The sequence below is a fragment of the Exiguobacterium sp. EA-TM-5 genome, assembly GCF_053878415.1.
The window spans coordinates 2,652,584-2,678,615 of record NZ_CM132670.1 but is presented as its reverse complement, the minus strand read 5'-3'; the positions used below and the strand labels follow the sequence as shown (position 1 = coordinate 2,678,615).

Sequence of the window (26,032 nt, the reverse complement as noted above, 5' to 3'; positions counted from 1 at the left end):
TTACAGAAGGGGCGGAGCGCATGAACCAGCCAGTAGCAGCACGCGAAAGCGTCTATAACGTGAAAGACTTGAACTTATGGTACGGAGATGACCATGCGTTAAAAGATGTCAATCTAGATATCAAGAAAAATGAAGTCACGGCAATCATCGGACCTTCGGGTTGTGGTAAATCAACGTTCATCAAAACGTTGAATCGGATGGTTGAACTTGTTCCAATCGTACGGACGAATGGTGCGATCGAGTATCACAGCCGTAATATCTTTGATAAAGAGTACGGTGTCGAAGAATTACGAACGTCTGTCGGAATGGTCTTCCAGCAACCGAACCCGTTCCCAAAATCGATTTATGATAATATCGCCTATGGTCCTCGTGTCCATGGTGTCAAAAACAAAAAAATCCTCGACGAGATCGTTGAACGTAGTTTACGCCGTGCGGCAATCTGGGACGAGGTTAAAGATCGCTTGAACGAAAATGCCTATGGCCTTTCTGGTGGTCAGCAACAACGTCTTTGCATCGCCCGTTGTCTCGCAATCGAACCGGACGTCATCCTAATGGATGAACCGACATCGGCACTTGACCCAATTTCTACATTAAAAGTAGAAGAACTCGTTCAAGAGTTGAAATCAGATTACTCAATCATCATCGTGACGCACAACATGCAACAAGCTGCACGTGTGTCGGACAAAACGGCATTCTTCTTGAATGGTGAAGTTGTTGAGTTCGATCAAACAGATCGGATCTTTGGAAATCCGAGTGACAAACGGACAGAAGACTATATTTCAGGACGATTCGGATAAGAAGGGGAGACGAGACGAATGGCAGCGAACCGTACGATTTTTGGAGAAAACCTTGCAATACTTGATCAAAAAGTCTTTTTACTCGCACGTAAGACGATGCAACAAATCGCAACGACGGCAGAAGCTCTCGAAAAATACGATCAGGACATCGCGCGAGGTGTCATCGAGAACGATAATGAACTCGATGATCTTGAACTCGAAATCAATGATGATGCGATTCTCTTAATCGCGAAGCAACAACCGGTTGCAACGGATTTACGACGAATCATCACGGCGATGAAAATTTCGTCGGATCTTGAACGGATTGCTGACTATGCAGGTAATATCTCAAAAGCGGTTCTTCGCGTCGAGACATTCCCATACGTCATTGATATCTCCTTATTGAAGGAAGCGTTCGAGACATTACTAGACATGACGGAAACAGCAATCGTCGCCTATCGTGACGGAGACGTCGAAAAGGCAAAAGCGTTGTCTGATCTTGATAACGTCATCGATGAGACGACATATAAGGCGCTTCGTCAGTATATGCGTCATATGTCCCTGCAACCGATCGTCGTCGATGAAGTCATGCAGTTTACGAATATTTGTCGCTACATCGAGCGGATGGGTGACCACTTGACGAACGTCGGTGAGCATCTGATCTATCTCGAAAAAGGAAAACACTATGATTTAAACGGATGAACCAAGTAGGCAGGAGGAATTTCCTCTGCCTACTTTTTTTGTAAAGGGATTCGAAACACGTTTGTAGAATAGGAAAGAAGTGAATAATGACAGAGAGGTGATTGGGAATGCTTGAGCAAATCATTAAAATGAAAGAACAAGGGCTGACAATAAAACAAATCGCAGCTCAATTAGATACGACTGAAGGAAAGATCAAATATGCTTGGACTAAATACCGTAAATCACTAACAGAACAACCTTCTGCAGAAGCACCAAAAGTAAAATCAAAAACGGTCAAGCAGACGAAAAAATCGACGGCACCAGTACTTGATGTCGTACCGTCTGTACAAGTGATGCCATCACTAGAGCGCGACGCATTTGGAATGGCGACGCACTATGAAGATGATATTCTTCATGCTATCGTTCAGTCACCGACAGCTTTATACGTCTACTGGGAATTGTCTGAACTGTCGAAACAGTTACTCGAGACGCATTACCATACATCGTTCGATTCGTTCCGAAAAGAGTTACGCGTCATTGATGTCACTCTCGTTGATTACGAACAAGGACAAGCGAACCGAACGTACCAGTTTGAACTACCGGAGATGACGAACGCTTGGTTCGTACGACCGGTAACCCCGAATACTACATACATCATTGAATGGGGCATTCAAACGATTGATGGGGACTTCGTTCCAGTATTGCGTTCGAAACCCGTTGAGACACCGCGCGACGAAGCAGTCACAGATGGACGTTTCGCTGAAGTCGTCCAACATTGGCAATATGGAGAGGTCGAACAACCGGAATGGGTCGAAGTATTACGTCCGTATTCCTATTTCGATCGCGTCCGGTAATGGAATTAGAGAGAGGGAAAGGAAGAGAAGCTATGCGAAAAGGATATTTTTCACTCGTCTTACATGCACACTTACCATATATCCGTCACGAAGAGGCACATCGTCTAGAAGAACGATGGATGTACGAAGCGATATCAGAAACTTATATCCCGTTGCTCTGGGAAGTCGATCGTTTGTCACGTCCGCTCGGATGGACAGTCAGTATTTCACCACCTGTCATCGAGATGTTGGCAGACCCATTGATTCAAGAGCGTTATATTGAGCATATCGAGGATACATTGCGATTGATCAATCAAGAACTAGAGCGAGACCTCGATCAAAAAGAAAGAGATGCTCTTATGTTCTATCAAGATCGGTATCATGATCTATTAAATACGTTCCTTCACTGGGAAAAGGACTTGAATCGTGCCTTCCGTCATTACAAAGAACAAGGTTACCTTGACTTGATTACCTGTACAGCGACACACGGTTTCAGTCCACACATGTTATCTGAACAAGCGGCACGATCTGAAATTCAGACAGGGTTGAATTGTTTCGAACGCCATTACGGATTCCGTCCATCTGGTCTTTGGATGCCAGAGTGTGCGTATACGCCTGGCCTTGATCGTATTTTGTATGAGGAAGGTATTCGTTACACGTTTGTTGACGAACATTCGATTTTAAACGCGGATCCGTCACCAGCACACGGAATCGGAGCTCCCGTCTATTCTCCGCACGGCGTAGCACTTTTCCCTCGCGATCAAATCATCTCAGGAAAGATTTGGAGTTCCGTCATCGGATACCCAGGTCACCCGGATTACCGTGAATTTTATCGGGACCTTGCATATGATCGTGAATGGGATCAAATCGCCGAATTCATGCATCCGGAAGGATTACGATACGATACCGGGTTGAAGTTGCATCGTGTAACCGGTGAAACGGATCAAAAAGACTACTACGTTCGCGATTGGGCGTGGCAACGGACGAGTGAGCACGCAGCAGATTTCGCACAAGCACTCGGCGAACATTTAGATACGTATCAAGCACAAGATTTTCCACCGTTTCTTGTAACAGCACCATTCGATGCGGAACTGTTTGGTCACTGGTGGTTTGAAGGACCTGACTTCCTCGGTAAAGCGATGGAGCGTTTAGAAGATCAAGAAATTGAATCGATCTCACCTGCTACTTTCCTTGAACGTCACTTCCAAGATATCGATACTGTTCATGTTGCAATGGGAACATGGGGACGTAAAGGATATGCGGAAGTCTGGATTAATGAACGAAATGACTGGATGATTCGTCATCTTCATCAACTTGAAAAAAGATTGGCGGGCGTCGTGGCGCGAAATCGTCATCAAGATGCATTGACTGTCAAAGCAAAGCGTCAACTCATTCGAGAATATTTGCTTGCAGTCTCAAGCGACTGGCCGTTCATTTTAGACGGTCAGACGACGGCACAATATGCGGCAAATCGTTTCCGAGAACATGTTCTTCGTTTCGAAGAGACAGAGCGACGTCTCGATGCGGAAGAGCTGACGATGGAGTGGTTGGATGATCGTTATCGAGAATATCCATTCCTTCAAGATACAGATATCGAACCGGATGTCTTCTTGACGGCGCATGATTACTATGTAGCGGTCAAACGCGAAAAATCTTGGAATACAGACGCCATCTTATTGTTTGTGCGACAGTATGACACGTCAGAACGACCAGCTGAAAATCTCGCTAAACGACTCGCAGCTGCTGGAGAAAATGTCTACGTCGTTACAGAACACGCAGAGGCGTACCGCCTACAAGATGGTGTGCATGTTTACGGAGTTCAAGTAAGTGGATTACCGCTCGTTCAGACGTACAATCAACTTGCGGCATTAAATCTAGCATTTTTACGTCAGGCTCAAGCATTAAGTAAAATCGTTGATTTCCAAGTCGTTCATAACTTCAATATGGATACTGCGTCAGCCGCGCAAGCTTTTTCGAAAGTAAAAAACATCCCTCTCGTCAGTAATGTCTATGATTTAGAGAGTGAGCGCTCACCAGATCGTTCGGGTGGTCTTGTCGTCGCCATTAAACGTCTTGAGGGAGATGCTTTACGTCATTCTTCCGTTGTTTATTTAGAACGAGAAGAGTCACGCCACGGGGTGGAACAAGAGTATCATGTCGAAAAGAAACCCCTTCGTTTTGAAGAGAACCTTGAAAAACCATATCAACACGTGACGAATCCGAAAAAGAACGGATGAACAGTTGCAATTCCTTTCCTTTCTTGGTACGATACTTGAGTATGCTTAACCTTATGTAAAGCAAAATCACTTGATACATCGAGAGCTAGATAGGAGGGAATCCCATGCGCGTTAAAATCACATTAGCTTGCACTGAAACTGGTGACCGTACTTATATCACTAAAAAGAACAAGCGTAACAACCCAGAGCGTCTTGAGTTGAAGAAATACAACCCACGTCTCCGTAAGCACACACTTCACCGTGAAGTGAAATAATTGAGATGGAAGCCGTCACTTCGTGTGATGGCTTTTTTTGTGGATTTTTAGAAAGGAAGACAGTCATGAATAAAAAAGAAATACGCCGTCTGATCAAAGAACGGCTCGATCAGATCGAGGATCGCGCGGAGAAGGAGCGATCTATCCACGAACATGTCTTATTGTTACCTGAATGGCAACAAGCGACGTGTGTGGCAATCACGTTAGCTTTTCGAAATGAATGTGATACGAGAATGTTGATTGAACAAGCATGGCAAGAGGACAAGATCGTCTTGATTCCGAAAGTAGTTGGAGATGAGATGGTCTTTTATGAATATAGACCAGAAGATCAATTACAACAAAATCAGATGGGGATTGCTGAACCGACTGACTCGGCACGTCGTGCTTCACTTGATCAAGCAGAATTTTGCCTTGTTCCGGGACGTGCCTATCGCCGGGATGGTTATCGATTAGGATGGGGCGGTGGCTATTACGATCGAGCACTCGTGACCTATACAGGGTGTAAAGTGTCAATGGCCTTCTCAGAACAGCTCCTTCCTGATTTTGAAGTGGAAGCTTTCGATATCCCAGTCAACCTCATCGTCACTGACCAAGAGGTCATTCGATGTTAAGCGTCACGATCTTATTTTGCCTCGCCCTTGCCTTGGTCGGACGATATTTTCGTTTATTGACGACAAGTGGTGCCGTCATGACGATGGTCGTCGGAACTGGTGTCTCATTTGGATTCGGTTGGAAGGGACTAGTGGTACTCTTGCTCTTTTTTGGGAGCTCGAGTCTTTTATCGAAGGTCGGACAATCTAAAAAACGATCCGTCGACTCAATCGTTGAAAAAGACGGTGCGCGTGACGGATGGCAAGTACTTGCGAATGGTGGGGTAGCCTTCGTCGCTGCACTAGCGTATGCGATAACGATGGACACGGCGTATCAGTTATTATTTTTATTCGTCATCGCGGCATCTAATTCCGATACGTGGGCTTCTGAAATTGGTCCACTTTCTAGGCGCGATCCATGGTCTTTAAAAACATTTCGACGGGTACCAGCGGGAACGAGTGGAGCGATGTCACTTATCGGAACGATCGGTACAATTGCTGGAGCTGCTTTCATCGCATTAGCGGCGCAGTGGATATTTTCTCTTACTGTGACACATGTCTTACTTGTGATCGGCATCGGTATACTAGGAAGTCTACTCGATACGATGTTTGGCGCCGTGTGGCAACGTGTTTATCGATGTCCGGTTTGTGGAGAACGCACCGAAAAAAGAGAGCATCATGGACAACCGACAACGTACGTCTCAGGTATTCGATTTCTTGGAAATGATGCCGTGAACGTCATGACGAGCGGTCTTGCAAGTGGAATCGGGTTTATCATCGTCCGATTCTGGTAACTGGAAGGTATACGAAGCTGTAATTCCTTATGTTAGGATATCAATGACACAAAATGGACAAATGTGATTAATTTCACATGTTACAAAGAATGTGAAAAATGTTACAATTTATTTGTGAGATAGTTAACAAACTCTTAGGACGAATGAAAGGGTGGACATAACGATATGGAATTACATGCGAAAGTGACACGGGTAGCACTTATTGGAGCCGGAGCAGTCGGTTCAAGCTTTGCCTATCAGATGTCAACAGCCGGACTTTGTGAGGAACTGGTCATCATTGATGTCAACAAAGCAAAGGCTGAAGGGGAAGCGATGGACTTGAACCATGGAACACCGTTTAGCTCTTCACCAATGCGCATCTGGGCTGGTGATTATACGGATTGCCGTGAAGCTGAGGTCGTCGTCATCACGGCGGGTGCTCCTCAAAAACCAGGCGAGACAAGACTCGATCTTGTCGCAAAGAATGCGTTGATCATGAAAGAAATGATTCGTCAAATCATGGATTCCGGGTTTGACGGGATCATCGTCGTGGCTTCCAATCCGGTTGATATCATGGCTCATCTAGCTTGGAAATATTCTGGTCTTCCAAAATCTCGCGTATTTGGATCAGGAACGGTGCTTGATACAGCACGTCTGCGCCAAATGCTAGGAGAATACTTTCACATTGACTCTCGCAATGCCCACGCCTACATTCTTGGCGAACATGGTGATACGGAATTTGCAGCCTGGAGCAATAGCCGAATCTATGGAAAGACGATTGACGAACTGCTTGCTGAAGACGATCGTTATTCTCAAGCAGATCTCGATCAAATCTACATCAACGTCCGAGATGCTGCGTATCATATCATCGAGCGTAAAGGGGCCACTTATTATGCGATTGGACTTGGACTCGTTCGCATCGTTCGAGCTATCCTTGGGAATGAAAACTGCTTGTTGACGGTCGGAGCGCATGTCGACGGACAATACGGAATCTCCGGCATTCACATTGGAGTACCGGCAATCATCAATCGTCAAGGTGTTCGTGAAATCATTGAAGTCTCATTGACGGAAGAAGAATTAAAAAAATTCCATCATTCTGCTGAGGTATTGCGTCAGACACTTGAACCCGTTTTGCAAGGATAACATCATATATCAAGACAAAGATTTTTACGAAATAGAGGATTAAAAGCTCAAGTATTGGACGCATTTCTTAATGTCCGCACTTGAGTTTTTTTGATGAATGGAGAAGGTAAGGTCAAAATCAGATCCAATTTGTCTGAAATAAAAGAGAAAAAATCTAGGTTTTATTTTACTAGAAAAAGGTTAAGTAAAAGATAGAAGCGTTTTTCCGTTATTTTTTTGTACGTCATGAAACCCAAAAAAGGAGAGAACCGACAGTCATGTATACTTTTCGAAAATTAACTAAAGAGGATGCAGAACAATACTGGAATCTACGCCTTGAGGGATTAAAGAATCATCCAGATGCATTTGGTCATTCGTTTGATGATGAACAGCAAACCCCGCTCCGCGAAGTACAAGAAGGGCTTGAAGGAGAACCCGACTCCGATGAGGTTTGGCTGGGTATGTTCGATGGGGATACGTTGTTTGGGTTTGGTCAGGTCAAACCGTATGAACTATCACGTGAATCGCACAAAGCGATGATTTCCGGAGTATATGTATCGCCTGAATATCGTGGTGGTACAGGGCGTGCTCTAATGGAAGCATTAATCGACGAGGCGAAGAAGTTACCTGACGTTGAGCAAGTCATTCTTGCCGTATTATCAGGAAATGAAGCAGCGCAAAGCCTTTATGAATCGCTTGGCTTTGAGGTATATGCTGAAGACCCAGACTCTGTAAAATTAGAAGATGGCACATACCGCGATGATATTTGGATGAAAAAATACGTCTAAGTTCAGCATATGGTGTGGACGAAAAAGCTGTAGCAAAAAAGTGCTACAGCTTTTTCGTGTGGTACATGTAGGATATCAGTACCGACAAAGAATGAATATTTGTTATCATAAAAACAAAGCGGATAGCACGTTGTAGTCCGATTGAAAGGGAGCGAATGAATATGAAAGAAGTCATACGTACGATTGAAGAGCTGGTCTCGATTCCAAGTCCGACAGGTTCGACGAAAGAAGCGATTACATATGTAGAAAAGCGGTTGATCGGAGAAGGGATCACGTATCGAAAACTCGAGAAAGGGGCCATCTTAGCGACTTTGCCTGGCGCTTCAACTCGCACTCGGTTACTGACGGCACATGTCGATACACTTGGGGCAATGGTAAAGGAAATTTTGCCTACTGGGCGACTCAGTTTATCACAATTAGGTGGATATGCTTGGACAGCGATCGAAGGTGAGAACTGTCTCATTCATAAGATGGACGGTCAGACGATTTCTGGTACGATTGTCTTCCATCATTCAAGTGTGCATACATCGCGCGAGACGAATAAAACGGAACGATCTGCTGATAATATCGAAGTACGACTCGATATTCGTTCGACGACAGCAGAAGAGACACGTGTTGCGGGGATTGAAGTCGGAGATATCGTAACGTTCGATCCGCGTTTCCTTTATACAGAAACAGGATTCGTGAAGTCGCGCCATCTCGATGATAAAGCATCGGTTGCTTTGTTGCTCGAATTGATCAAAGAATGGAAAACCATCGACCTACCACACACGGTACAGATCCTGATTTCAAATTACGAAGAGGTTGGCTTCGGTGGCAATGCTGGATTCACAGAAGAAGTCGCAGAATATATCGCAGTCGACATGGGTGCGTTAGGAGATGGTCAGCACTCCGACGAATTCACGGTCTCGATTTGTGCAAAAGATGGTTCTGGTCCATATGACTTGGCGTTACGTCACCAGTTAACGCGTTTAGCGCAACGCAATAGTATTCCTTATAAAGTTGATATCTATCCGTTCTATAGCTCGGACGCCTCGGCAGCAGTGCGTGCGGGACATGACGTTCGACATGGACTGTTTGGTCCAGGGATTGAATCGAGCCATTCTTACGAGCGAACACATGAGACGTCGTTACAAGCGACCTATGATTTGCTACATGCGTATGTAAAGGAGCCGATGGTTGATGAAGACACTGTATGACGTTCAACAGTTACTCAAGACGTACGGGACATTCATCTATCTTGGGGACCGGGCATCCGATATCGCAATGATGATGCTTGAACTCGATGAATTGCAAGAAGCAGGCGTTTTGGAGCAACGTCAGTATGATTCAGCAAAACTCATCTTACGTCATGAATTAAAGCGTTCACAAAACAACGATATTTAAGATTGCGCAACCCTTTGCGCAATACGAGTGTGTCCGTTAAAATGAACAAGTAGATATTATATGAGCATAGGGGAGACAGAGCAATGAAATGGTTACTCGGTATTGATATCGGTGGAACGACAGTCAAGATGGCAATTTTGGATTTGCAGGGTATCATCGTCGAAAAATGGGAGATTGAAACAGTCATTTTGAATGACGGTGTACAGATTCCAGGGGATATCGCCAAATCATTCTTTGAGAAGTGTCAAGAAAGCAATAAACGTCCAGAAGATTTCGTCGGAGCGGGCATTGGCGCGCCAGGGTTTATTGATTTCAATACAGGTGTCGTCGAAAAAGCAGTTAATATCGGATGGAATAACTTCGAACTCGTCGGTGAATTCGAGCGCCTGACAGGTTTGCCAGCAGTGCTTGAGAATGATGCGAACGCTGCGGCAATCGGTGAGATGTGGAAAGGTGCCGGTAGTGGCGCAACAGAATTGCTGGCGGTCACACTTGGTACGGGTGTCGGTGGTGGTCTAATCACGAACGGACAAATCGTACACGGAACAGTCGGAATGGCTGGAGAAATCGGTCATATTACGATGTTGCCTGAAGGTGGCGTCATGTGTGGCTGCGGACGGAAAGGATGCCTTGAGACGATTGCGTCCGCAACAGGGATCGCTCGTCTTGGTCTTGAGAAGCGTAAAGGGCAAGAGACTTTACTTAACGACATCAAGGCAGTGACAGCAAAAGATGTATTCGAAGCGTATGAGAAAAGAGACCGGATTGCAACGGAAGTCGTGGAAGAGGTGACATTTCACCTCGGACTTGCCATTTCTAACCTAGCAAATAGTATTAATCCGGAAATCATCGTCATTGGTGGTGGTGTTTCGAAAGCGGGAGAGACGTTACTTGCTCCACTACGTCAACAATTCGAACGCTTTGCTTTACCACGGGTCTTCGGGTCGACGACGTTTAAAATTGCTGAACTTGGTAACGATGCAGGAGTCATCGGATGCGCATGGCTTGCTAAACAAATGTTCCTCACAAAATGATAATATTCAATTTCAGCAAAAGGTTCGCTTCGGCGAATCTTTTTTTTGTTTACAAACGTATAGTAAATATGTGATTGTTAAGTATCTTCCGGATTCCGGTTGCATTTTTGTAAAACTAAGCGTAAAATTTTCACGTGATATGGGTATATGTAAATTATGAGGTAAGTTGTGTGAACTGAAAACAGAAAGCACATGTAAATTAGGAGGCAGGTTTTTATGCAGCAAGACGCAAACATCTGGTCGCGAATGCGCCTAAAGATGGGTCAAGGCGTTCGCAGCACTTATAAAGAGCACAAACTCTTTTGGATTGCGACCTTATTGATTTGGTTAAAAACGTATTTAGCGTATACACTTTTCTTCAACGTTCCCGTAACGAACTCTGCGCAAGCATTCATTCTACTAATTAATCCAATTAGTTCAGCGCTCTTCATGTTCGGGTTCAGCTTCTTTTTCCGAGGAAATGTTCAAAAATGGTTCATCTACGGCACACTATTCGTCGCGACACTCGTTTTATATGCGGACATCATTTTCTTCCGCTTCTTCAATGACTATCTGACGTTGCCAGTACTGTTCCAAACTTCGAACGCGGAGACGGTCTCTGCTTCACTTGGATCCCTTTTAAGCTGGGCTGACTTACTAATCGTCGGCGATTTGATCATCTTACCGTTTTTCTTACGGAAAATGGACATGTCAAAAAACGTCGCGTCACGCGGACGTGCGATTCTCGCATTCGTTGCAGCAGTCGTCGTTTTCCTTGGAAACTTGACGCTTGCTGAGACAGAACGCCCAGAATTATTGACACGTGCTTTTGACCGGGAATTACTCGTTAAAAACATTGGAACATTTAACTTCCATATGTATGACGCACTCATCCAGTCGAAGACATCTGCGCAAAAAGCACTTGCAGATAGCTCTGAATTATCAGAAGTGCAGAACTTCATCGATTCGAAACATGCTGCACCGAACCCTGCTATGTTCGGGAAATACAAAGGTAAGAACGTTATCGTCGTATCTTTTGAATCGGCTCAATCGTTTGCAGTTGGCTTAAAAGCACCAAACGGTCAAGAGATTACACCGAACCTGAATAAATTGATCAAGCAATCTCATTCATGGGATAACTTCTATCATAATACAGGACAAGGGAAAACGTCAGATGCCGAATTTATTCTTGAGAACTCAATCTATCCACTTGGTCGAGGATCTGCATTCTTTACGAATGGGGAGAACGAATTCCGTGCAACACCTGAAATGTTGAAAGAAGATGGCTATTATTCAGCTGTTTTCCATGCGAATAATAAGTCATTCTGGAACCGAGACATCGTCTACAATAGCTTTGGCGTCGATCGTTTCTTCTCGGAGACGGATTATGATTTAGGGGACCCAGCAGATTTGACGGAGTGGGGCTTGCTCGATGACAAGTTCTTCGAACAGTCACTACCGATGTTAAAAGATTTACCACGTCCGTTCTATTCAAAGTTCATCACGTTAACGAACCACTATCCATTTGAGATGCCAAAACCAGAAGACGAACTTGTACCACCGCTTGAGACGAGTTCTACGACGCTCAATCATTACGTTCAGGCACTGGCATATCAAGATATGGCACTCGGTAAATTCATTGAAGGTCTGAAAAAAGATGGTACGTGGGATGATACGATCTTCATGGTCTATGGTGATCATTATGGTATTTCGACAAACCATAATGCTGCGATGGCAGAGCTTATGAAAAAAGATGAATTAACACCGTATGATGTTGCGCAACTTCAACGTGTGCCATTCGTGATCCATTTGCCGGGTCAATCGAAAGGTGTTAAACACGAAAATGTTGCGAGTCAAATCGATATCAAACCAACATTGCTTCACCTGTTAGGTCATGATTTCAAGAATGAGGTCTTGTTCGGTACCGATCTCTTCTCGAAACAACATAAAGATTATGCGTTGTTCCGTGACGGTTCTGTCGTAACAGACAAAACGGTCTACACGCAAGAAACATGTTATGACCGCAAGACAGGAGAAGAAGTAGATGGGGAACTAGCAGAGATGTGTAAACAGTCCACGAAACAATCTGAGAAAGAATTAGAACTCTCAGATAAAGTCATCTATGGTGACTTGCTCCGTTTCCTGCAAACTTCAAAATAAGACGATGAGAACGAATCTACTTTCGAGTGGATTCGTTTTTTTTTTGTAGAAAGACAAATAAAAAGAGAGATGCACGAGGCACCTCTCTTTTTAGCGTATGCTGATTACGATGGAATACCGCCGTAAATCAATGTCGCAATCCCGAACCAGCCGAATAAGACGACAGTTAGGCCTGCGAATACGAGTGGAAACATTTGGCGTTTCTTAAGTGAACGAACGACGGCCCAAACGCCGACGAGTGCGACGAAGAAGAAAAGCCAACCGATTGGTTGATCCAAATGCATGACGTACTCCCCCTTAAACAATCACGTTATGAATTTCACGAAGATTTCACTTAAATCTCACTTTTTAGTTTATCCGACTCGCGGGATAAAGTCGAGAGGGCGTTGCAGGAACTTTCGACAATTTCGTGTATAGTAGGGGAAGAGACTATTGTAAAGGGGTTTTATAGAATGGAAATCGTAATGATCACTTCCGGTATGGCATCTGAAAATGGTTATTTATTGTTTAAGGACAAAGAATGTCTCGTTATTGATCCTGGGACAGAGGATATGCGTTTTTTTGATGAAATTGAAAGTCGAGGAGCATCTTTAAAAGGAATCTTGTTGACGCATGCCCATTTTGACCATATCGGAGGTGTCGATATGTTACGGCGTTTTACAAAAGCACCGGTTTATGTTCATACGGAAGAAGCAGGCTGGCTTGGTAATCCAGAATGGAATGGTTCAGCAAAATTCGGTATGCCACCAATGCGGATGAAACCAGCAGACCAAATGTTGCAACCAGGACGATTGACAATTGGTAGCTTTTCGATGCATGTATTAGAGACGCCTGGTCATTCACCAGGAAGTGTGACGTTCTACTTCAAAGGAGAGCGGATTGCGTTCGGTGGAGATCTCTTATTCCAGCAAGGAGTAGGGCGGACGGATCTTTATGGTGGGGATCAGGATGTGTTGATGCGTTCACTTGATCGAATCATTGCTGAACTACCGGCAGATACAACGGTTTATCCGGGGCACGGTCCGAGTACGACGATTCGTCAGGAAATGAAATCTAATCCATTCCTATAATAGAAAACTCGCCATCCAAAAGGATGACGAGTTTTTTTGATTACATCTGGAAATTCGACCAGTACGTAAAGACGATGAAAAATACAGTTAAGTAAGCTCCAAAGATGTAGACATACGTTTTTTCAGTTAAGCGCAAGTAACCAAGCGCTGCAAAAAAGACGGTTTGTGCCAAGAAGACAAAGCCCATGACTAAAAATGAATCCGTATGCTCACTTGAGCTTGCATCGCCACCCAATGCGCCGATAAATGCCATGACTGCGATAATACCAGTCCAGAAACCGAGTACGCGGTACATTCTCCCCATTCCTATAACCCCCTAAATCCGACAGATAGTCAATATACGTACTTATTTTACCAAGCAAACAATCATCCGTCTATCCTGTTCTAGTGATTGTTAAGGAATAACTGTGAACAAAAGATGAAGTTTCAAAAAAAGTTGTACAATAGTTGTACAAAAGGTGTACAAAGTCAAAATAGCATGCTATAGTAACTGTAATGAAACCCCACACTTTGAGAGGAGGAGCAAAAATGGCGAATGAACTAGTCTTTTTCACATATCCAAGTTGTACATCATGTCGTAAAACGAAATCATGGTTAAAAGAGGAACATGTTGATGTAGAGGAACGTCATCTGTTCAGAAATGCTCCAACAGTTGATGAACTCATGGAACTGTTGAAATTATCGACGGATGGGATTGAAAGTTTGCTCGCAACACGCAGCCAAGCTTTTAAAGACCTCGGTATTGATATTGAAGACATGAAACTTAGTGAGTTATTACGCCTCATGAGTGACAATCCGAAATTGTTACGCCGCCCAATCATCACTGATGGAAAACAACTTGTTATCGGTTACGATAAACCAGGTCTTGAGACATTGGCGAAGCGTAAACATCGGACAATTGCACACGTATCCTAAAGAAGCCGATTTGGTCGGCTTCTTTTTTTTGTGTATTGTGTGTTGTAGGAGGTGAATCGGAGTGAAGGAATGGACGACAGATCTCATGGAACGATTCGAAATGCTTGGTGCAACAGATGTTCATTTCGTACCGAACGAAGCGTGCGTCCGGATTGTTTGTCGAACGAACGACGGACTATGTGAACAAGAAGATGTCGAACTCACACTTTACCGAACGCTCGTCAGTCATGTTCGGTATGAAGCGAACTTAAAAGAACAAAATGAACGAATTCCGCAAAGTGGTTTGTATCCGCATGGGAAAAAGGGAATGCGCGTCTCTTTGTTGCCGAGTCGACAGGGAGATGCGATGTCGTGGCGTTTTTATCGATCGACGGTTTCGCGAGAGTTGGCATTACGGACGCTACATGACCAGCTCGATTTCGACTGGTTAGCAGACCAGCGACATGGCTGTATCATCATCTCGGGATCAACAGGAGCTGGGAAAACGACGATGTTATACTCCTTAATGCATGCAATGGATGAAAAACGAATCATCTCGATTGAAGATCCAGTGGAATGTACGGTACCGAATGTCTTACAACTGGAACTAAATGAAAAGGCTGGGTTTACTGCTACGCGATGTTTTGAAGAAATATTACGGGCGGATCCGGACTGGATTGCTTTTGGTGAAGTGCGGACGAGGGAAGCAGCGCGTTTGACGATCAATGCCGCACTCAGTGGGCACGTCGTGTTGTTTACGTTACACGCAGGAAGTATTGACGAGGCGCGATTACGATTACGTAGTTTAGGTATTGAAGAGTCAGAACTAGCTGTCTGTCAACGAATCATCCATCTCGAACGGAAAGGAGAGGATGTACGCTGTACCGTCAGAAACTTACAAGCCGCGATCAAAGTCGGTTCTTAAAGCGATATCATCGCTTGTTATCAAAAGGCATCTCGGCAAAAGAAACGTTGCTCATTCTGAAACGATTTGAGCGTCATCCGTTCTCTGAGGTGGTCGGGGAAATGGAGCGACGTCTTGAAAAAGGAGACTCCTTCGCAGCGTCACTTGAACCACTTGCTTTAACAAATGCACTAAAACGCCTCCTGTTTGTCGGAGAAAAGACGGAACGACCGTTGCTTGTTCTTCGTCAAATCGTGAAATTACTCGATCTCGAAACAGAAATGCGGTCAAAATTTTGGAAGATGATCCGCTATCCGCTTGTTTTAGCGACCAGTTTATTCCTCCTGTTCTTCTTTTACGCCCTCTATGTATTCCCGTCTCTCCTCGAGATGTCGGATCCAAAAACCCTCCCCTCTTTTCTTCATCTCCTTCTTCATCCCTCAGCAAAATATGTTCTCGCAAGTATTCCTGTTCTTTTGTTAACCTCTAGCTACCTCTTTTTCCGTCTCTTCCCATTGACCCGTATTTTACGACTCAAACCACTACAGCGCTTGATTCGTCTGTATTACAGCTATTTATTTACAATCGAAGTGGGCTCATTCATTGATGCTGGTTTCTCACTCGAAGAGACATTTCGTCACCTCGAGCAAGGACAAGCGAATAAAAAAGGTCATCTGTATGCGCGTTTGCATGCTAAACAGCAAGCAGGAGAGCCACTTGCAGAAGCGCTTGGTGAAGATGAAATCATCGAAGCTGAGACGATTGGGATCGTCCATTTGGCGCGAGAAAGTGGTGATCTTGGTCCATTGTTACTTGAACAAGCGACACTCTTACATGAAGCAATGGAAGAAGAACTGGAGAAGAAATTGCTGTGGATTGAGCCGATTTTATACGGCGGATTAACGATCATGACCGGAACGTTGTTTCTCATCTTGTATTATCCGATTCAGCTAGCGATTCAGCAGCTTCCATTTTAGACAGAGGAGACGATATGATGAAACAATTCTTAAAACGACAAGATGGATTCACCTTACTTGAAATGGCAGCTGTCTTACTGATCATCTCATTGTTACTGCTCGTCTTGATTCCGACGATGACGAGCGGGAAAGATCAAGCCAAAGGTGTCAGTTGCGAAGCGAACATTCGGGTCATTCGGTCGGAGGTAAACCTTTACTATGCCAAAGAGAAGAAGTATCCGGAATCGCTCCAGACGATCAATCGCGGAACCGCTGATAAACCAAATGCCCTTGTCTGTGATCAGGAGACGTACACCTATGATCCGAAGACCGGCGAACTTACGAAGTGAGAAAGGGTTTACGCTACTCGAGATGACGGCGGTGCTGACGATCATTGCTTGTTTACTTGTTTTATTGTTACCGGCACTGTTTGAGAAGCGTCCGGACTGGATCCCACTCGAACAAGAGGTACGTTTAATGGAACAAGATATTCAAACGCTCCGGCTCATGCAGTACTCGAAAGAGGATCAATCATTAATGCAGTTTCGAATTCGAGGTGATGGCACGGGTTACCTTGTCCTAGCGGATGATCGACTGTTATGGCAACGGACGTTTCAAAATGGTCATACGTGTACAGTCCCACCTTCGAATCGGATCATCTATTTTAAAAGTTATCACTCAATCTATGCAGCAACCTGGTCTTGTCGTTCGGCGACAGCTGAATACGAGATTAAGTTTTTACTTGGGAACTATCAAATGGCGATTCGGAAAGTGAGGTAATGGTCGTGAACTTTACGCAAGAAGATGGATTTTCTTTGCTTGAGACGATTCTTTCCATCGTTGCAATCGGTACCTTCTTGATGGTAGCGATTGACCCTTATCTCGATTTACGAGCAAAACAGATGAAATGGGAACGCGAGACGGAGCAACTGGAACAGATGGCAACGGATCAAGTCGAAAATCGATCCGTGTCATATGTTCTGAAGCAAGGAGCGTGGTGTAATGAAACGATGTGTCTTGCGAGCGGAATCCGGAATGACCCTCCTCGAATTGTCATTCGTCCTCTGGCTCAGTCCACTTCTTCTGTTAGCGATTTTGACGTTGACACCACTCGTCCGTCCGCCGGAAGTCAATCGGATGAATGAAGAATTGTTCTTTCATACAGTAGAACGACTGATGTGGCGAAGTACAATGTGTGAGCGCGTTGGAGACGAAATCCGCGGGATGGACGTCAATCCAGGAGAGGCAGCTGAAAAATGGCGTCTCGTTCGCGTACAAGATCAATTACGCCTCAAGAAAGAACAGGGAGGTGAACTGACATACGCCCGCGACGTCAAACACTACATGGTGACAGGAAATGCCGAGATCATCTCGATTCAGTTAAACGACAACAGACGTTCTTTCCGGTGCGTCAAGAAGGATTCATCTTAATTCAAACCTTATTGTTGCTTTTAGGAATGGGTATCGTGATCTTGATTTCTTGTCAGCAGATCGATGAAGAGATACGTCACCATCAGTTAGAACAAGAAGCACTCCAACTTGAGTCACTCGTTCGTGCAGCGAAAGTAGATTGTACGAAGGAGGAGACTCTTCGCTATCCAATCGGGCAAGTCAGCTGTACAGTGACCGATAAAGGCTTTAAAATGGAAGCGAGATTAGAGAATGGTCAAAGAATTGAGGCGGTCGTTACACATGAGTAAGGTTTATTTGATTGGCTTTATGGGAACTGGTAAATCAGCCGTCGGACGTCGATTGTGTACGCAATATGAGGTCGACGAACTAGATGAACGATTTGAGCGGGAACAAGAAAAAACGATTGCTGCTTATTTCGTCGAGCACGGTGAAGCAGGATTCCGTACACGTGAAGGCGAATTGTTGAAGAATAGCAAAGCGGAACTCGTTGTCACAGGCGGCGGGATCGTTGAACGTCCGGAGAACCGATCGTTCATGAAAGATTCTGGAACAATCATTTGGATCGATACACCATTTGATTTGATTTGGGAGCGTATCGCTTCCGATCCGAATCGTCCGCTCGTGACAGAACGGGAACAGGTGAAACAATTGTTTGAACGTCGCTATTCTTTATATGCTGAGATAGCCACTGTTCGGCTCGAAGGAACGGCATCAATCGATGAACTCGCTCGTGCGATTGAAACTGTATTGGAGGAGAAGTCATGATTTGGATTACGTTAGGTATTATTTTATTGTCCATCGTAGGACTTGTGCTATTTGGATTTAGTCTCTACAAAAAGAAGTTGTCTCAGGACATTCGACAGTTAAAACAACTGATGGAACGCTTTACGATTCGTCAGCAAACACTTCAAACGAACATTGATCATACGACGCATCGCATCGATCAAATCAAAGGAAACATCAATCGAATTACGGAAGAAGGAAATCGCGTCAAGCAAGGAGCAAGTCAGTTGGTTACGGAAGGTCGACGACTTCAAGAGGAAATCAAACGAACTGCCGGGATTAAACAATTTTGAAATGGCTTTCATGGGAAGAATATGAAACAATAGGAGAGAAGGGACAGGGTCCTTTCTCTCTTTTTCGTATGTTCCTTTTTCCGAATAATACTAGATAATTATGATTTTAATTGGTAAGATGGATTTGAAAATGGAACATTAAAGAGAAGAGAGAGTAAAAACGTTCGTGAATAGGGGGATTTGTATGAGTCAAACGACATTGAAAAGAACACCGTTATTCGAAACGGTTTCGCAAACCGGTAAGATGGTGGATTTTGCGGGATTTGAAATGCCAGTTTTGTTTTCCTCGATTAAAGAAGAGCACGTTGCAGTAAGGGAGAACGTCGGTATGTTCGACGTCTCGCACATGGGTGAACTGTTCGTTAGCGGACCAGATGCTCTTTCGTTTTTACAAGCCACGTTATCGAATGATATTTCGAAGATTGCGGTGGGGCAAGCGCAATATAACGTCTTATGTCAAGAAGACGGTGGTACGGTCGATGATTTACTCGTATATCGTTTAGCAGAAACGGACTATCTTCTCGTCGTCAATGCCTCGAACATTGAAAAAGATGAACAACATTTACGTCAGTATGTATCAGGGGACGTCACACTTGATAATCAATCAGATCAATACGGTCAAATCGCTGTCCAAGGACCTCGTGCGGAAGCAGTTCTCTCCGGCATGACGTCACTCGACTTATCAGAGATCGGTTTTTTCAAGTTTCAACGGGGAACGGTTGCTGGAGTAGAAATGATCGTCTCGCGTAGCGGTTATACAGGCGAAGACGGATTTGAACTTTATATGGCAGCCGGTGACGCACCTGCTGTCTGGCAAGCACTGCTTGAGCAAGATGTCGTACCGTGCGGACTCGGGGCACGCGATACATTGCGTTTTGAGGCATGTCTTCCGCTTTATGGACATGAGTTATCAGCGACGATTTCACCAATCGAAGCTGGCATGGGCTTTGCCGTCAAACCACAAGTCAAAACGTTCGTTGGTTCTGAAGTCTTGTTACAACAAAAAGAACAAGGTGCACCACGTCGATTGATTGGTCTTGAACTACTCGATAAAGGGATTGCACGTCAAGATGCACCGGTTTGGCATGACGGAGAAGTCGTGGGTGTCGTGACGACGGGTACGTTACCACCGACAGTCGGAAAAGCGATCGCTTGGGCACTCGTTCCAGCAGAAGTAGCGGAACAAGAGCAATTTGAAGTGGAAGTACGCGGAAAACGTCTAGCAGCGAAACGAACAGCGACACCGTTTTATCGTCGCACGAAATAAGGGGGATATTTCTATGGATTTTCGTTATTTACCAATGACAGCAGAAGATGAGCAAGCGATGTTACAAACGATCGGTGCAGCGTCGATCGAAGATTTACTCGCTGATATCCCGGCATCCGTCCGTGATAACGGTACATTGGAAGAAGTCGGGATTCCACTTCCGGAAACAGACTTGATTCGGACGCTCTCGAAGCTTGCCGACCAAAATATGAATACGAAACAATATCCATCGTTCCTTGGCGCTGGCATCTACGATCACTATGCTCCAGCCGTCGTCAACCACATGTTACTTCGTTCAGAGTTCTACACGGCTTATACACCATATCAACCAGAGATTTCGCAAGGGGAATTACAAGCGATTTTTGAATTCCAATCGATGATTTGTGAATTGACAGGCATGGATGTCGCAAACTCGTCGATGTATGACGGTATCACGGCGTTAGCGGAAGCGGCGATGCTCGCTTGCGCTCATACGAAGAAAAAAACGATCGTTCTTTCAGATGGTGTCCATCCGGAAGCGCACGATGTCGTTCGGACGTATGCAAATGGTCCTGGACTAAACGTCGAGACGTTGTCGCTAGAGCAAGGTGTGACACGAATCGATCAACTGGATGCGATTGAAGACGTCGCTTGTGTCATCGTCCAGTATCCGAACTTCTATGGACGCGTCGAAGAATTACAAGCATTGGCAGATGCGACTCATGCACGCGGTGCGCTCTTCATCGTCTCTGCGAATCCACTTGCGCTCGGTATCTTAGAAGCGCCAGGTAAACTTGGTGCGGATATCACAATCGGAGATTGCCAGCCGTTCGGGATTCCACAAAGTTTTGGTGGTCCGACGTGTGGTTATTTCACGACGACAAAAGCGTTGATGCGTAAGATTCCAGGTCGTCTCGTTGGACAGACGGTCGATGAGAACGGAAAACGTGGCTTTGTTCTGACGTTACAAGCACGTGAACAACACATTCGTCGCGATAAGGCGACATCTAACATCTGCTCGAACCAAGCGTTGAACGCATTAGCGGCTTCGATTGCGATGAGTGCACTTGGTAAACGGGGAATGCGCGAACTTGCGACACGTAACTTACAAACAGCGCATGCGTTAAAACAAAAGCTCAAGCAAGCTGGATTCACGATCGTCGACGATGGACCGAGCTTCAATGAATTCGTCGTCACGTTACCAATCGATGCGACACGTGCGAGTCAGCAATTGCTCGAGCACGGGATCATCGGTGGTCTACCGCTAGGTGCTTATGACGCAACGCGTCAGAACGAAATGCTCGTTTGTGCAACGGAATTACGGACGAAAGAAGAGTTGGATCAATTCGTGACAGCGTTAGGGGGACTCACACATGAATGAGCAAACATTGATCTTTGAAATTTCGAAACCGGGACGCATCGCCTATAGCTTACCGCTACCGACTGTCGATGAAGTGGCAGTAGAAGAATTGTTACCGGCTTCGATGTTACGCCAAGAAGACGTGGCATTACCAGAAGTATCGGAACTCGATCTCGTCCGACACTATACGGCGCTTTCAAACCGTAATCATGGTGTGGATTCTGGATTCTACCCACTCGGCTCATGTACGATGAAATACAACCCGAAAATTAATGAAGATATGGCGCGCCTCCCTGGGTTTGCGCACATTCATCCGCTCCAACCGGTCGAGAGTGTTCAAGGTGCACTTGGTCTGATGTATGATCTTCAAGAAAAACTCGCTGTCATTACAGGTATGGATGAAGTAACACTTCAGCCGGCAGCGGGAGCGCACGGCGAGTGGACCGGTTTGATGTTAATTAAGGCCTACCACCATGCGCGTGGTGATTTCAAACGGACGAAAGTTCTCGTACCAGATTCGGCGCACGGAACGAACCCGGCATCGGCATCGGTCGCTGGTTTTGATACGGTGACGGTCTTATCGGACGAGCGTGGTCTTGTTGATCTTGCGGACTTAAAGAAAAAAGTCGGTGAAGATACGGCGGCACTCATGTTGACGAATCCGAACACACTAGGTCTGTTCGAATCCGATATCGTTGAAATCGCAAAAGCGGTTCACGAAGCGGGCGGAAAACTGTACTATGATGGTGCGAACTCGAACGCGATCATGGGTATCGCACGTCCGGGAGATATGGGCTTTGACGTCGTCCACTTGAACTTGCATAAGACGTTCACCGGACCACACGGTGGTGGTGGACCAGGATCAGGACCAGTCGGTGTCAAACAAGATTTGATCCCGTACTTGCCAAAACCAATCGTCCGCAAAGAGGAAGAACGTTATGTTCTTGATTACGATCGCCCAGAAGCAATCGGTCGCGTCAAACCGTTCTATGGGAACTTCGGCATCAACGTTCGTGCCTATAGCTACATTCGGACGATGGGCGGCGCGGGACTCGCTCGTGTATCCAAAGAAGCAGTCTTGAATGCGAACTATATGTTGGCTCGTCTCAAAGGTGCGTTTGACGCTCCGTACGATGTTTACTGTAAACACGAATTTGTCTTGTCGGGTAAACGTCAGAAGGCACTTGGGGTTCGGACGCTCGATATCGCAAAACGTCTGCTTGACTTCGGATACCATCCACCAACAATCTACTTCCCGTTGAACGTTGAGGAATGTATCATGATCGAACCGACGGAAACAGAGTCGAAAGAAACACTCGATGCCTTCTGTGATGCGATGCTCCAAATCGCAAAAGAGGTCGAAGAGACGCCAGACGTCGTCTTAAACGCACCGCACACGACGGTCGTTAAACGGATGGACGAGACACTTGCTGCGCGCAAGCCAGTCTTACGTTATCAACCAAAACAAGAAGTACACGCATAATCTTTTCCATGAAAAAGAGGATTTCTCCGAAGAAGGAGAAATCCTCTTTTTACGATGAACGAAGCGTCAGCTCCGTTTGATTTTTCCTGACCATTGCTTGAATCCGCCTTTTAACTGATACAGATTCGTATAGCCTGCTTTTTTCAAGACTTTTGCAGCCTGTGAAGAACGCATGCTTCCTTGGCAATACAAGTAAATCGGCATGTCTTTTCGTAATTCTTTCGAGCGCATCTTCATTTGGCTGACCGGGATGTTCCGAGCGCCGACGATGTGTCCACCTTTGAATTCTTGTGTCTCACGGACATCGACGATTTGTGCCTTACGGTAGTTTGCGCGGAATTCTTCTTGTGACAATTTCGTGATGCCTTTGACCGGCATGAAACGCCAAGCGATGTAGGCGATCAACGCGACCCATAATACGATCGTAACGATAGTTCCAGTTTCCATATTCAACTTCCAACCCCTTCGTTCGTTTAACCTCTGTTTCATTATAGTCAACGAAATCGATTTCGGCAATCGACTCGTGATTGCGCGACAGAGAATGGGTTTGATACACTAAGACGGAAACGTTTTGGGGGTGTTCAAGTGAACAGAGAGTGGCAAGTGTTGACGACGGCTGCAATGGAGCCGGCAATGAACATGGCAATTGATGAAGCATTGATTCAGTTCGTCGGGCGGGGAGAAATCGCACCGACGCTTCGTTTTTATTCATGGGAACCACGTGGATTAAGTGTTGGTCATTTTCAACGGGCCACGCGTGATATTGATCGCGAGCGAATTGCAGAACTCGGCATTCCGATCGTTCGCCGGATGACGGGAGGACGCGCTGTCTTGCATGCAGACGAGTTGACATATAGTGTCGTCATCCCGGAGAATACAGAAGGTTTACCACGGACGGTCATCGAAAGTTATCGGATGTTGACGGAAGGGATTCGAAAAGGATACCATCACCTCGGTATTCCGGTCGAGTTTTCCGTTCCCTTGACGGAAGAAGAAAAAGAAGAGTTGCGAAAACCGAAATCGGCAGTTTGTTTTGATGCGGCATCGTATTACGAACTAGCTGTTGGAAAACGGAAGGTCGCTGGCAGTGCACAAGTCCGTCATCAAGGAGTCGTCTTACAGCACGGTTCGGTCCCACTCTCTGTTGATGAAGGCGAATTGTTCGACTGTTTCTTGTATGAAGACGAGTCGACGCGCGAGCGGATGAAAGCCCGTTTTTCTGGAAAAGCCGTTGCCTTAAACGAGCTAGCGGGTCGTGCTGTTACGTTTGATGAAGTGCGAGAGGCATTCACGAAAGGGTTTAAGGATGCTCTTGACTTATCGTTCGCTCCGTTGACGTTCACGAGTGAACAGTGGCAGGAGATTGAGCGACTTGCCGAGAAATACCGTAGTTATGAGTGGAATTGGAAACGCTAATGAATGAAATGGGAAGGTGATGTCGTGCCAACTCCGAGTATGGAAGATTATTTGGAACAAATTTATAAATTGATCGAAGACAAAGGATATGCTCGTGTATCGGATATTGCGGAGTCGTTAGGAGTCCACCCGTCATCGGTAACGAAGATGGTACAAAAGCTCGATCGTGAGACGTATCTCGTGTATGAAAAGTATCGAGGTCTGATGCTGACCCCTAAGGGACGTAAAATCGGGAAGCGTCTCGTGGAGCGACACGCTTTACTTGAAGATTTTCTTCGTCTCGTTGGTGTCGATGAAGAACTGATCTATAAGGATGTCGAAGGGATCGAACACCACATTAGTATCGAAGCGTTGGATAAAATCAATGGTATGATTCAGTTCTTCGCTGAACGTCCTGGTTTGAAAGAGGAATTGCACCGCTATCAACAAGCCCATCCAGAGGATTGAGGCTTGTTTTTTAGTTGCTTTTATATAAAAAATATCTCAAACACGAACGTTCTATTACAATTTTATGATAAAGTGCGCATTTTAAGGGTGTTGTGCTATACTGAGCCTGAAAATGGACGAAGGGGGTGGCGGGTGTTCGCACCTAGTCATGGAGATTACGATAAAAGAAAAATTAGTGTCAGAGTCACAACTGAAAGAAAAGGTCCGTGAATTAGCGCAACAGATTGAAGTAGATGCTGCTGGACGTCAAATCGTTCTTGTCGTCGTATTAAAGGGGTCAATGGTCTTTGCAGCAGATTTGATGCGCGAAATCAAAGGGAGCGTCCAAATTGATACGGTCGCGTGTTCTTCTTACGGGACGAAGACCGTTTCTTCAGGTCGTGTTCAATTGAAGAAGGATCTCGATCTCGATGTTCAAGGAAAATATGTCGTTGTTGTTGAAGACATCATCGATACAGGACGGACACTTCATTTCTTATGCGATCATATGAAATTGCATCAGCCAGGCGTTCTGAAGGTATGTACGTTACTCGATAAACCGGCGCGTCGGGAAGTAGAGCTCGTCGCGGACTACGTCGGATTCGAGATTCCGGATTATTTCGTTGTCGGGTACGGGATTGATTGTGCCGAGGAATATCGTAATCTTCCTTACATCGGCTGGGTCGAAACGGAGTGAAAACACAAGGAGGTTCGTCATATGCGACGAACCTCCTTGTTTAATATACTTTTTATCATCAAAAAGCACGTTTTTTCTTTTTACCTTTTTTACCTTCGATGACCGTCAGATGAGGAGCTTTAGAACGATCACGTAACGGTCTGACTTTATTCGATGCGGGTGCTTTCGAAGACTTGACCGGTTTTTTCTTGAAGTCTGTCCGGCGAACAGAATTCGAAGTACCATGCATTTTTTTTGATTGAGCGACAGATTTACGATACTGCGCGTTCGTACCATTTCCGACGCTGCGATTACGAGTCAGGAACTTAAAGAGTAGGAAGATGATCCCGGCGGTAATCCCGAAGAACAGCAATTGTGAAAACAGACTACTTGGATTGTTGACGAGTTTATATCCAAAGCCGACAAAAGCGAACAGTAACACGACGAGTGCAAATGTAGAACCAATGCGTTGTCTGATCATAATATCACCCCTGTTATC

The 26,032-nt window shown here is 45.3% G+C and carries 33 protein-coding genes; 29 read left to right on the top strand and 4 right to left on the bottom strand.

All coding sequences use genetic code 11. The features are described from left to right. The first annotated feature begins 20 nt into the window (after positions 1–20). The 13 genes from pstB to ACV3PA_RS14085 all read left to right on the top strand — a co-directional run bounded on the left by pstB (position 21) and on the right by ACV3PA_RS14085 (position 12,613). The gene (gene pstB, locus ACV3PA_RS14145) at positions 21–797 is read left to right on the top strand and encodes a phosphate ABC transporter ATP-binding protein PstB (RefSeq protein ID WP_456125979.1); all 777 of its coding nucleotides are present in this window, start codon (positions 21–23) and stop codon (positions 795–797) included. Positions 798–815: 18 nt separating this feature from the next. Then, positions 816–1,478, top strand: a complete 663-nt coding sequence (gene phoU, locus ACV3PA_RS14140) for a phosphate signaling complex protein PhoU (protein WP_050678392.1) — start codon at positions 816–818, stop codon at positions 1,476–1,478. 107 nt (positions 1,479–1,585) lie between these two features. Continuing rightward, complete coding sequence (locus ACV3PA_RS14135; protein ID WP_456125114.1) at positions 1,586–2,311, top strand: DUF4912 domain-containing protein; 726 nt, start codon at positions 1,586–1,588, stop codon at positions 2,309–2,311. A gap of 32 nt (positions 2,312–2,343) precedes the next feature. After that, a complete protein-coding gene (locus ACV3PA_RS14130; protein ID WP_053452779.1) occupies positions 2,344–4,527 on the top strand; it encodes a 1,4-alpha-glucan branching protein domain-containing protein in 2,184 nt (727 codons plus the stop codon). A 104-nt stretch (positions 4,528–4,631) separates the two neighbouring features. After that, positions 4,632–4,781 (top strand): 50S ribosomal protein L33, encoded by a 150-nt coding sequence (gene rpmG / locus ACV3PA_RS14125; RefSeq protein ID WP_012369771.1) that lies wholly within the window; start codon positions 4,632–4,634, stop codon positions 4,779–4,781. Between the two features lie 65 nt (positions 4,782–4,846). After that, positions 4,847–5,392, top strand: a complete 546-nt coding sequence (locus ACV3PA_RS14120; protein ID WP_053452780.1) for a 5-formyltetrahydrofolate cyclo-ligase — start codon at positions 4,847–4,849, stop codon at positions 5,390–5,392. Continuing rightward, positions 5,386–6,165 carry a DUF92 domain-containing protein gene (locus ACV3PA_RS14115; protein WP_456125113.1) on the top strand — a complete coding sequence of 260 codons (780 nt, stop codon included), beginning with the start codon at positions 5,386–5,388 and terminating at the stop codon, positions 6,163–6,165. The genes ACV3PA_RS14120 and ACV3PA_RS14115 overlap by 7 nt, the downstream gene beginning before the upstream one ends. Before the next feature lie 165 nt (positions 6,166–6,330). Then, positions 6,331–7,287 (top strand): L-lactate dehydrogenase, encoded by a 957-nt coding sequence (locus tag ACV3PA_RS14110; protein WP_053452782.1) that lies wholly within the window; start codon positions 6,331–6,333, stop codon positions 7,285–7,287. Between the two features lie 257 nt (positions 7,288–7,544). Next, positions 7,545–8,054 (top strand): GNAT family N-acetyltransferase, encoded by a 510-nt coding sequence (locus ACV3PA_RS14105; RefSeq protein ID WP_053452783.1) that lies wholly within the window; start codon positions 7,545–7,547, stop codon positions 8,052–8,054. A 161-nt stretch (positions 8,055–8,215) separates the two neighbouring features. Then, positions 8,216–9,253 carry a M42 family metallopeptidase gene (locus ACV3PA_RS14100; protein ID WP_456125112.1) on the top strand — a complete coding sequence of 346 codons (1,038 nt, stop codon included), beginning with the start codon at positions 8,216–8,218 and terminating at the stop codon, positions 9,251–9,253. After that, positions 9,237–9,440: a YqgQ family protein gene (locus ACV3PA_RS14095; RefSeq protein ID WP_053452785.1), complete on the top strand. Its 204-nt coding sequence runs from the start codon at positions 9,237–9,239 to the stop codon at positions 9,438–9,440. Before ACV3PA_RS14100 ends, ACV3PA_RS14095 begins: the two co-directional genes overlap by 17 nt. 83 nt (positions 9,441–9,523) lie before the next feature. Then, positions 9,524–10,474: an ROK family glucokinase gene (locus ACV3PA_RS14090; protein ID WP_053452786.1), complete on the top strand. Its 951-nt coding sequence runs from the start codon at positions 9,524–9,526 to the stop codon at positions 10,472–10,474. 216 nt (positions 10,475–10,690) lie between these two features. Further along, on the top strand, positions 10,691–12,613 hold the full coding sequence (locus tag ACV3PA_RS14085; RefSeq protein WP_456125111.1) for an LTA synthase family protein: 1,923 nt from the start codon (positions 10,691–10,693) through the stop codon (positions 12,611–12,613). A gap of 104 nt (positions 12,614–12,717) precedes the next feature. On the opposite strand, the gene ACV3PA_RS14080 is transcribed toward ACV3PA_RS14085, so the two are convergent. Next, positions 12,718–12,897 carry a DUF2759 domain-containing protein gene (locus ACV3PA_RS14080; RefSeq protein WP_023467553.1) on the bottom strand — a complete coding sequence of 60 codons (180 nt, stop codon included), beginning with the start codon at positions 12,895–12,897 and terminating at the stop codon, positions 12,718–12,720. 168 nt (positions 12,898–13,065) lie between these two features. Between ACV3PA_RS14080 and ACV3PA_RS14075 the strand changes: the two genes are divergently transcribed. Beyond that, complete coding sequence (locus tag ACV3PA_RS14075) at positions 13,066–13,683, top strand: MBL fold metallo-hydrolase (RefSeq protein ID WP_053452788.1); 618 nt, start codon at positions 13,066–13,068, stop codon at positions 13,681–13,683. A 40-nt stretch (positions 13,684–13,723) separates the two neighbouring features. On the opposite strand, the gene ACV3PA_RS14070 is transcribed toward ACV3PA_RS14075, so the two are convergent. After that, the gene (locus ACV3PA_RS14070) at positions 13,724–13,987 is read right to left on the bottom strand and encodes a DUF2626 family protein (protein WP_023467555.1); all 264 of its coding nucleotides are present in this window, start codon (positions 13,985–13,987) and stop codon (positions 13,724–13,726) included. A 224-nt stretch (positions 13,988–14,211) separates the two neighbouring features. Here ACV3PA_RS14070 and ACV3PA_RS14065 point away from each other — a divergent pair, with 224 nt between their 5' ends. The 12 genes from ACV3PA_RS14065 to gcvPB all read left to right on the top strand — a co-directional run bounded on the left by ACV3PA_RS14065 (position 14,212) and on the right by gcvPB (position 23,015). Beyond that, on the top strand, positions 14,212–14,598 hold the full coding sequence (locus ACV3PA_RS14065; RefSeq protein WP_035409130.1) for a Spx/MgsR family RNA polymerase-binding regulatory protein: 387 nt from the start codon (positions 14,212–14,214) through the stop codon (positions 14,596–14,598). 61 nt (positions 14,599–14,659) lie between these two features. Beyond that, positions 14,660–15,502: an ATPase, T2SS/T4P/T4SS family gene (locus ACV3PA_RS14060; protein WP_456125110.1), complete on the top strand. Its 843-nt coding sequence runs from the start codon at positions 14,660–14,662 to the stop codon at positions 15,500–15,502. A gap of 14 nt (positions 15,503–15,516) precedes the next feature. Then, positions 15,517–16,458 (top strand): type II secretion system F family protein, encoded by a 942-nt coding sequence (locus ACV3PA_RS14055; RefSeq protein ID WP_456125109.1) that lies wholly within the window; start codon positions 15,517–15,519, stop codon positions 16,456–16,458. Positions 16,459–16,475: 17 nt separating this feature from the next. Then, positions 16,476–16,787 carry a competence type IV pilus major pilin ComGC gene (locus ACV3PA_RS14050; RefSeq protein WP_023467559.1) on the top strand — a complete coding sequence of 104 codons (312 nt, stop codon included), beginning with the start codon at positions 16,476–16,478 and terminating at the stop codon, positions 16,785–16,787. Beyond that, positions 16,756–17,217 carry a prepilin-type N-terminal cleavage/methylation domain-containing protein gene (locus ACV3PA_RS14045; RefSeq protein ID WP_456125108.1) on the top strand — a complete coding sequence of 154 codons (462 nt, stop codon included), beginning with the start codon at positions 16,756–16,758 and terminating at the stop codon, positions 17,215–17,217. The genes ACV3PA_RS14050 and ACV3PA_RS14045 overlap by 32 nt, the downstream gene beginning before the upstream one ends. 222 nt (positions 17,218–17,439) lie before the next feature. Further along, entirely contained in the window at positions 17,440–17,868 is a 429-nt protein-coding gene (locus tag ACV3PA_RS14040; RefSeq protein WP_456125107.1) for a hypothetical protein, read from the top strand. Between the two features lie 35 nt (positions 17,869–17,903). Further along, on the top strand, positions 17,904–18,137 hold the full coding sequence (locus ACV3PA_RS14035) for a hypothetical protein (RefSeq protein ID WP_456125106.1): 234 nt from the start codon (positions 17,904–17,906) through the stop codon (positions 18,135–18,137). Then, positions 18,130–18,615 (top strand): shikimate kinase, encoded by a 486-nt coding sequence (locus ACV3PA_RS14030; protein WP_053452793.1) that lies wholly within the window; start codon positions 18,130–18,132, stop codon positions 18,613–18,615. Before ACV3PA_RS14035 ends, ACV3PA_RS14030 begins: the two co-directional genes overlap by 8 nt. Next, on the top strand, positions 18,612–18,926 hold the full coding sequence (locus tag ACV3PA_RS14025; RefSeq protein ID WP_053452794.1) for a hypothetical protein: 315 nt from the start codon (positions 18,612–18,614) through the stop codon (positions 18,924–18,926). Before ACV3PA_RS14030 ends, ACV3PA_RS14025 begins: the two co-directional genes overlap by 4 nt. 184 nt (positions 18,927–19,110) lie before the next feature. Continuing rightward, positions 19,111–20,193 (top strand): glycine cleavage system aminomethyltransferase GcvT, encoded by a 1,083-nt coding sequence (gcvT, locus tag ACV3PA_RS14020; protein WP_456125105.1) that lies wholly within the window; start codon positions 19,111–19,113, stop codon positions 20,191–20,193. 13 nt (positions 20,194–20,206) lie between these two features. Further along, positions 20,207–21,553 carry an aminomethyl-transferring glycine dehydrogenase subunit GcvPA gene (gcvPA, locus tag ACV3PA_RS14015; RefSeq protein ID WP_053452796.1) on the top strand — a complete coding sequence of 449 codons (1,347 nt, stop codon included), beginning with the start codon at positions 20,207–20,209 and terminating at the stop codon, positions 21,551–21,553. Beyond that, complete coding sequence (gene gcvPB / locus ACV3PA_RS14010) at positions 21,546–23,015, top strand: aminomethyl-transferring glycine dehydrogenase subunit GcvPB (protein ID WP_053452797.1); 1,470 nt, start codon at positions 21,546–21,548, stop codon at positions 23,013–23,015. Before gcvPA ends, gcvPB begins: the two co-directional genes overlap by 8 nt. Before the next feature lie 66 nt (positions 23,016–23,081). Here gcvPB and ACV3PA_RS14005 read toward each other — a convergent pair whose 3' ends face one another. Continuing rightward, positions 23,082–23,462: a rhodanese-like domain-containing protein gene (locus ACV3PA_RS14005; RefSeq protein WP_035409116.1), complete on the bottom strand. Its 381-nt coding sequence runs from the start codon at positions 23,460–23,462 to the stop codon at positions 23,082–23,084. A 138-nt stretch (positions 23,463–23,600) separates the two neighbouring features. Here ACV3PA_RS14005 and ACV3PA_RS14000 point away from each other — a divergent pair, with 138 nt between their 5' ends. From ACV3PA_RS14000 to hpt, 3 genes are all read left to right on the top strand, one after another. Next, positions 23,601–24,431 carry a lipoate--protein ligase family protein gene (locus ACV3PA_RS14000; RefSeq protein WP_456125104.1) on the top strand — a complete coding sequence of 277 codons (831 nt, stop codon included), beginning with the start codon at positions 23,601–23,603 and terminating at the stop codon, positions 24,429–24,431. Positions 24,432–24,455: 24 nt separating this feature from the next. After that, positions 24,456–24,878, top strand: a complete 423-nt coding sequence (gene mntR / locus ACV3PA_RS13995; RefSeq protein WP_035398709.1) for a transcriptional regulator MntR — start codon at positions 24,456–24,458, stop codon at positions 24,876–24,878. 148 nt (positions 24,879–25,026) lie between these two features. Further along, positions 25,027–25,554, top strand: a complete 528-nt coding sequence (gene hpt / locus ACV3PA_RS13990; protein ID WP_053452798.1) for a hypoxanthine phosphoribosyltransferase — start codon at positions 25,027–25,029, stop codon at positions 25,552–25,554. A 58-nt stretch (positions 25,555–25,612) separates the two neighbouring features. Here hpt and ACV3PA_RS13985 read toward each other — a convergent pair whose 3' ends face one another. Continuing rightward, positions 25,613–26,014: an SA1362 family protein gene (locus ACV3PA_RS13985; protein WP_053452799.1), complete on the bottom strand. Its 402-nt coding sequence runs from the start codon at positions 26,012–26,014 to the stop codon at positions 25,613–25,615. Positions 26,015–26,032 lie beyond the last annotated feature (18 nt).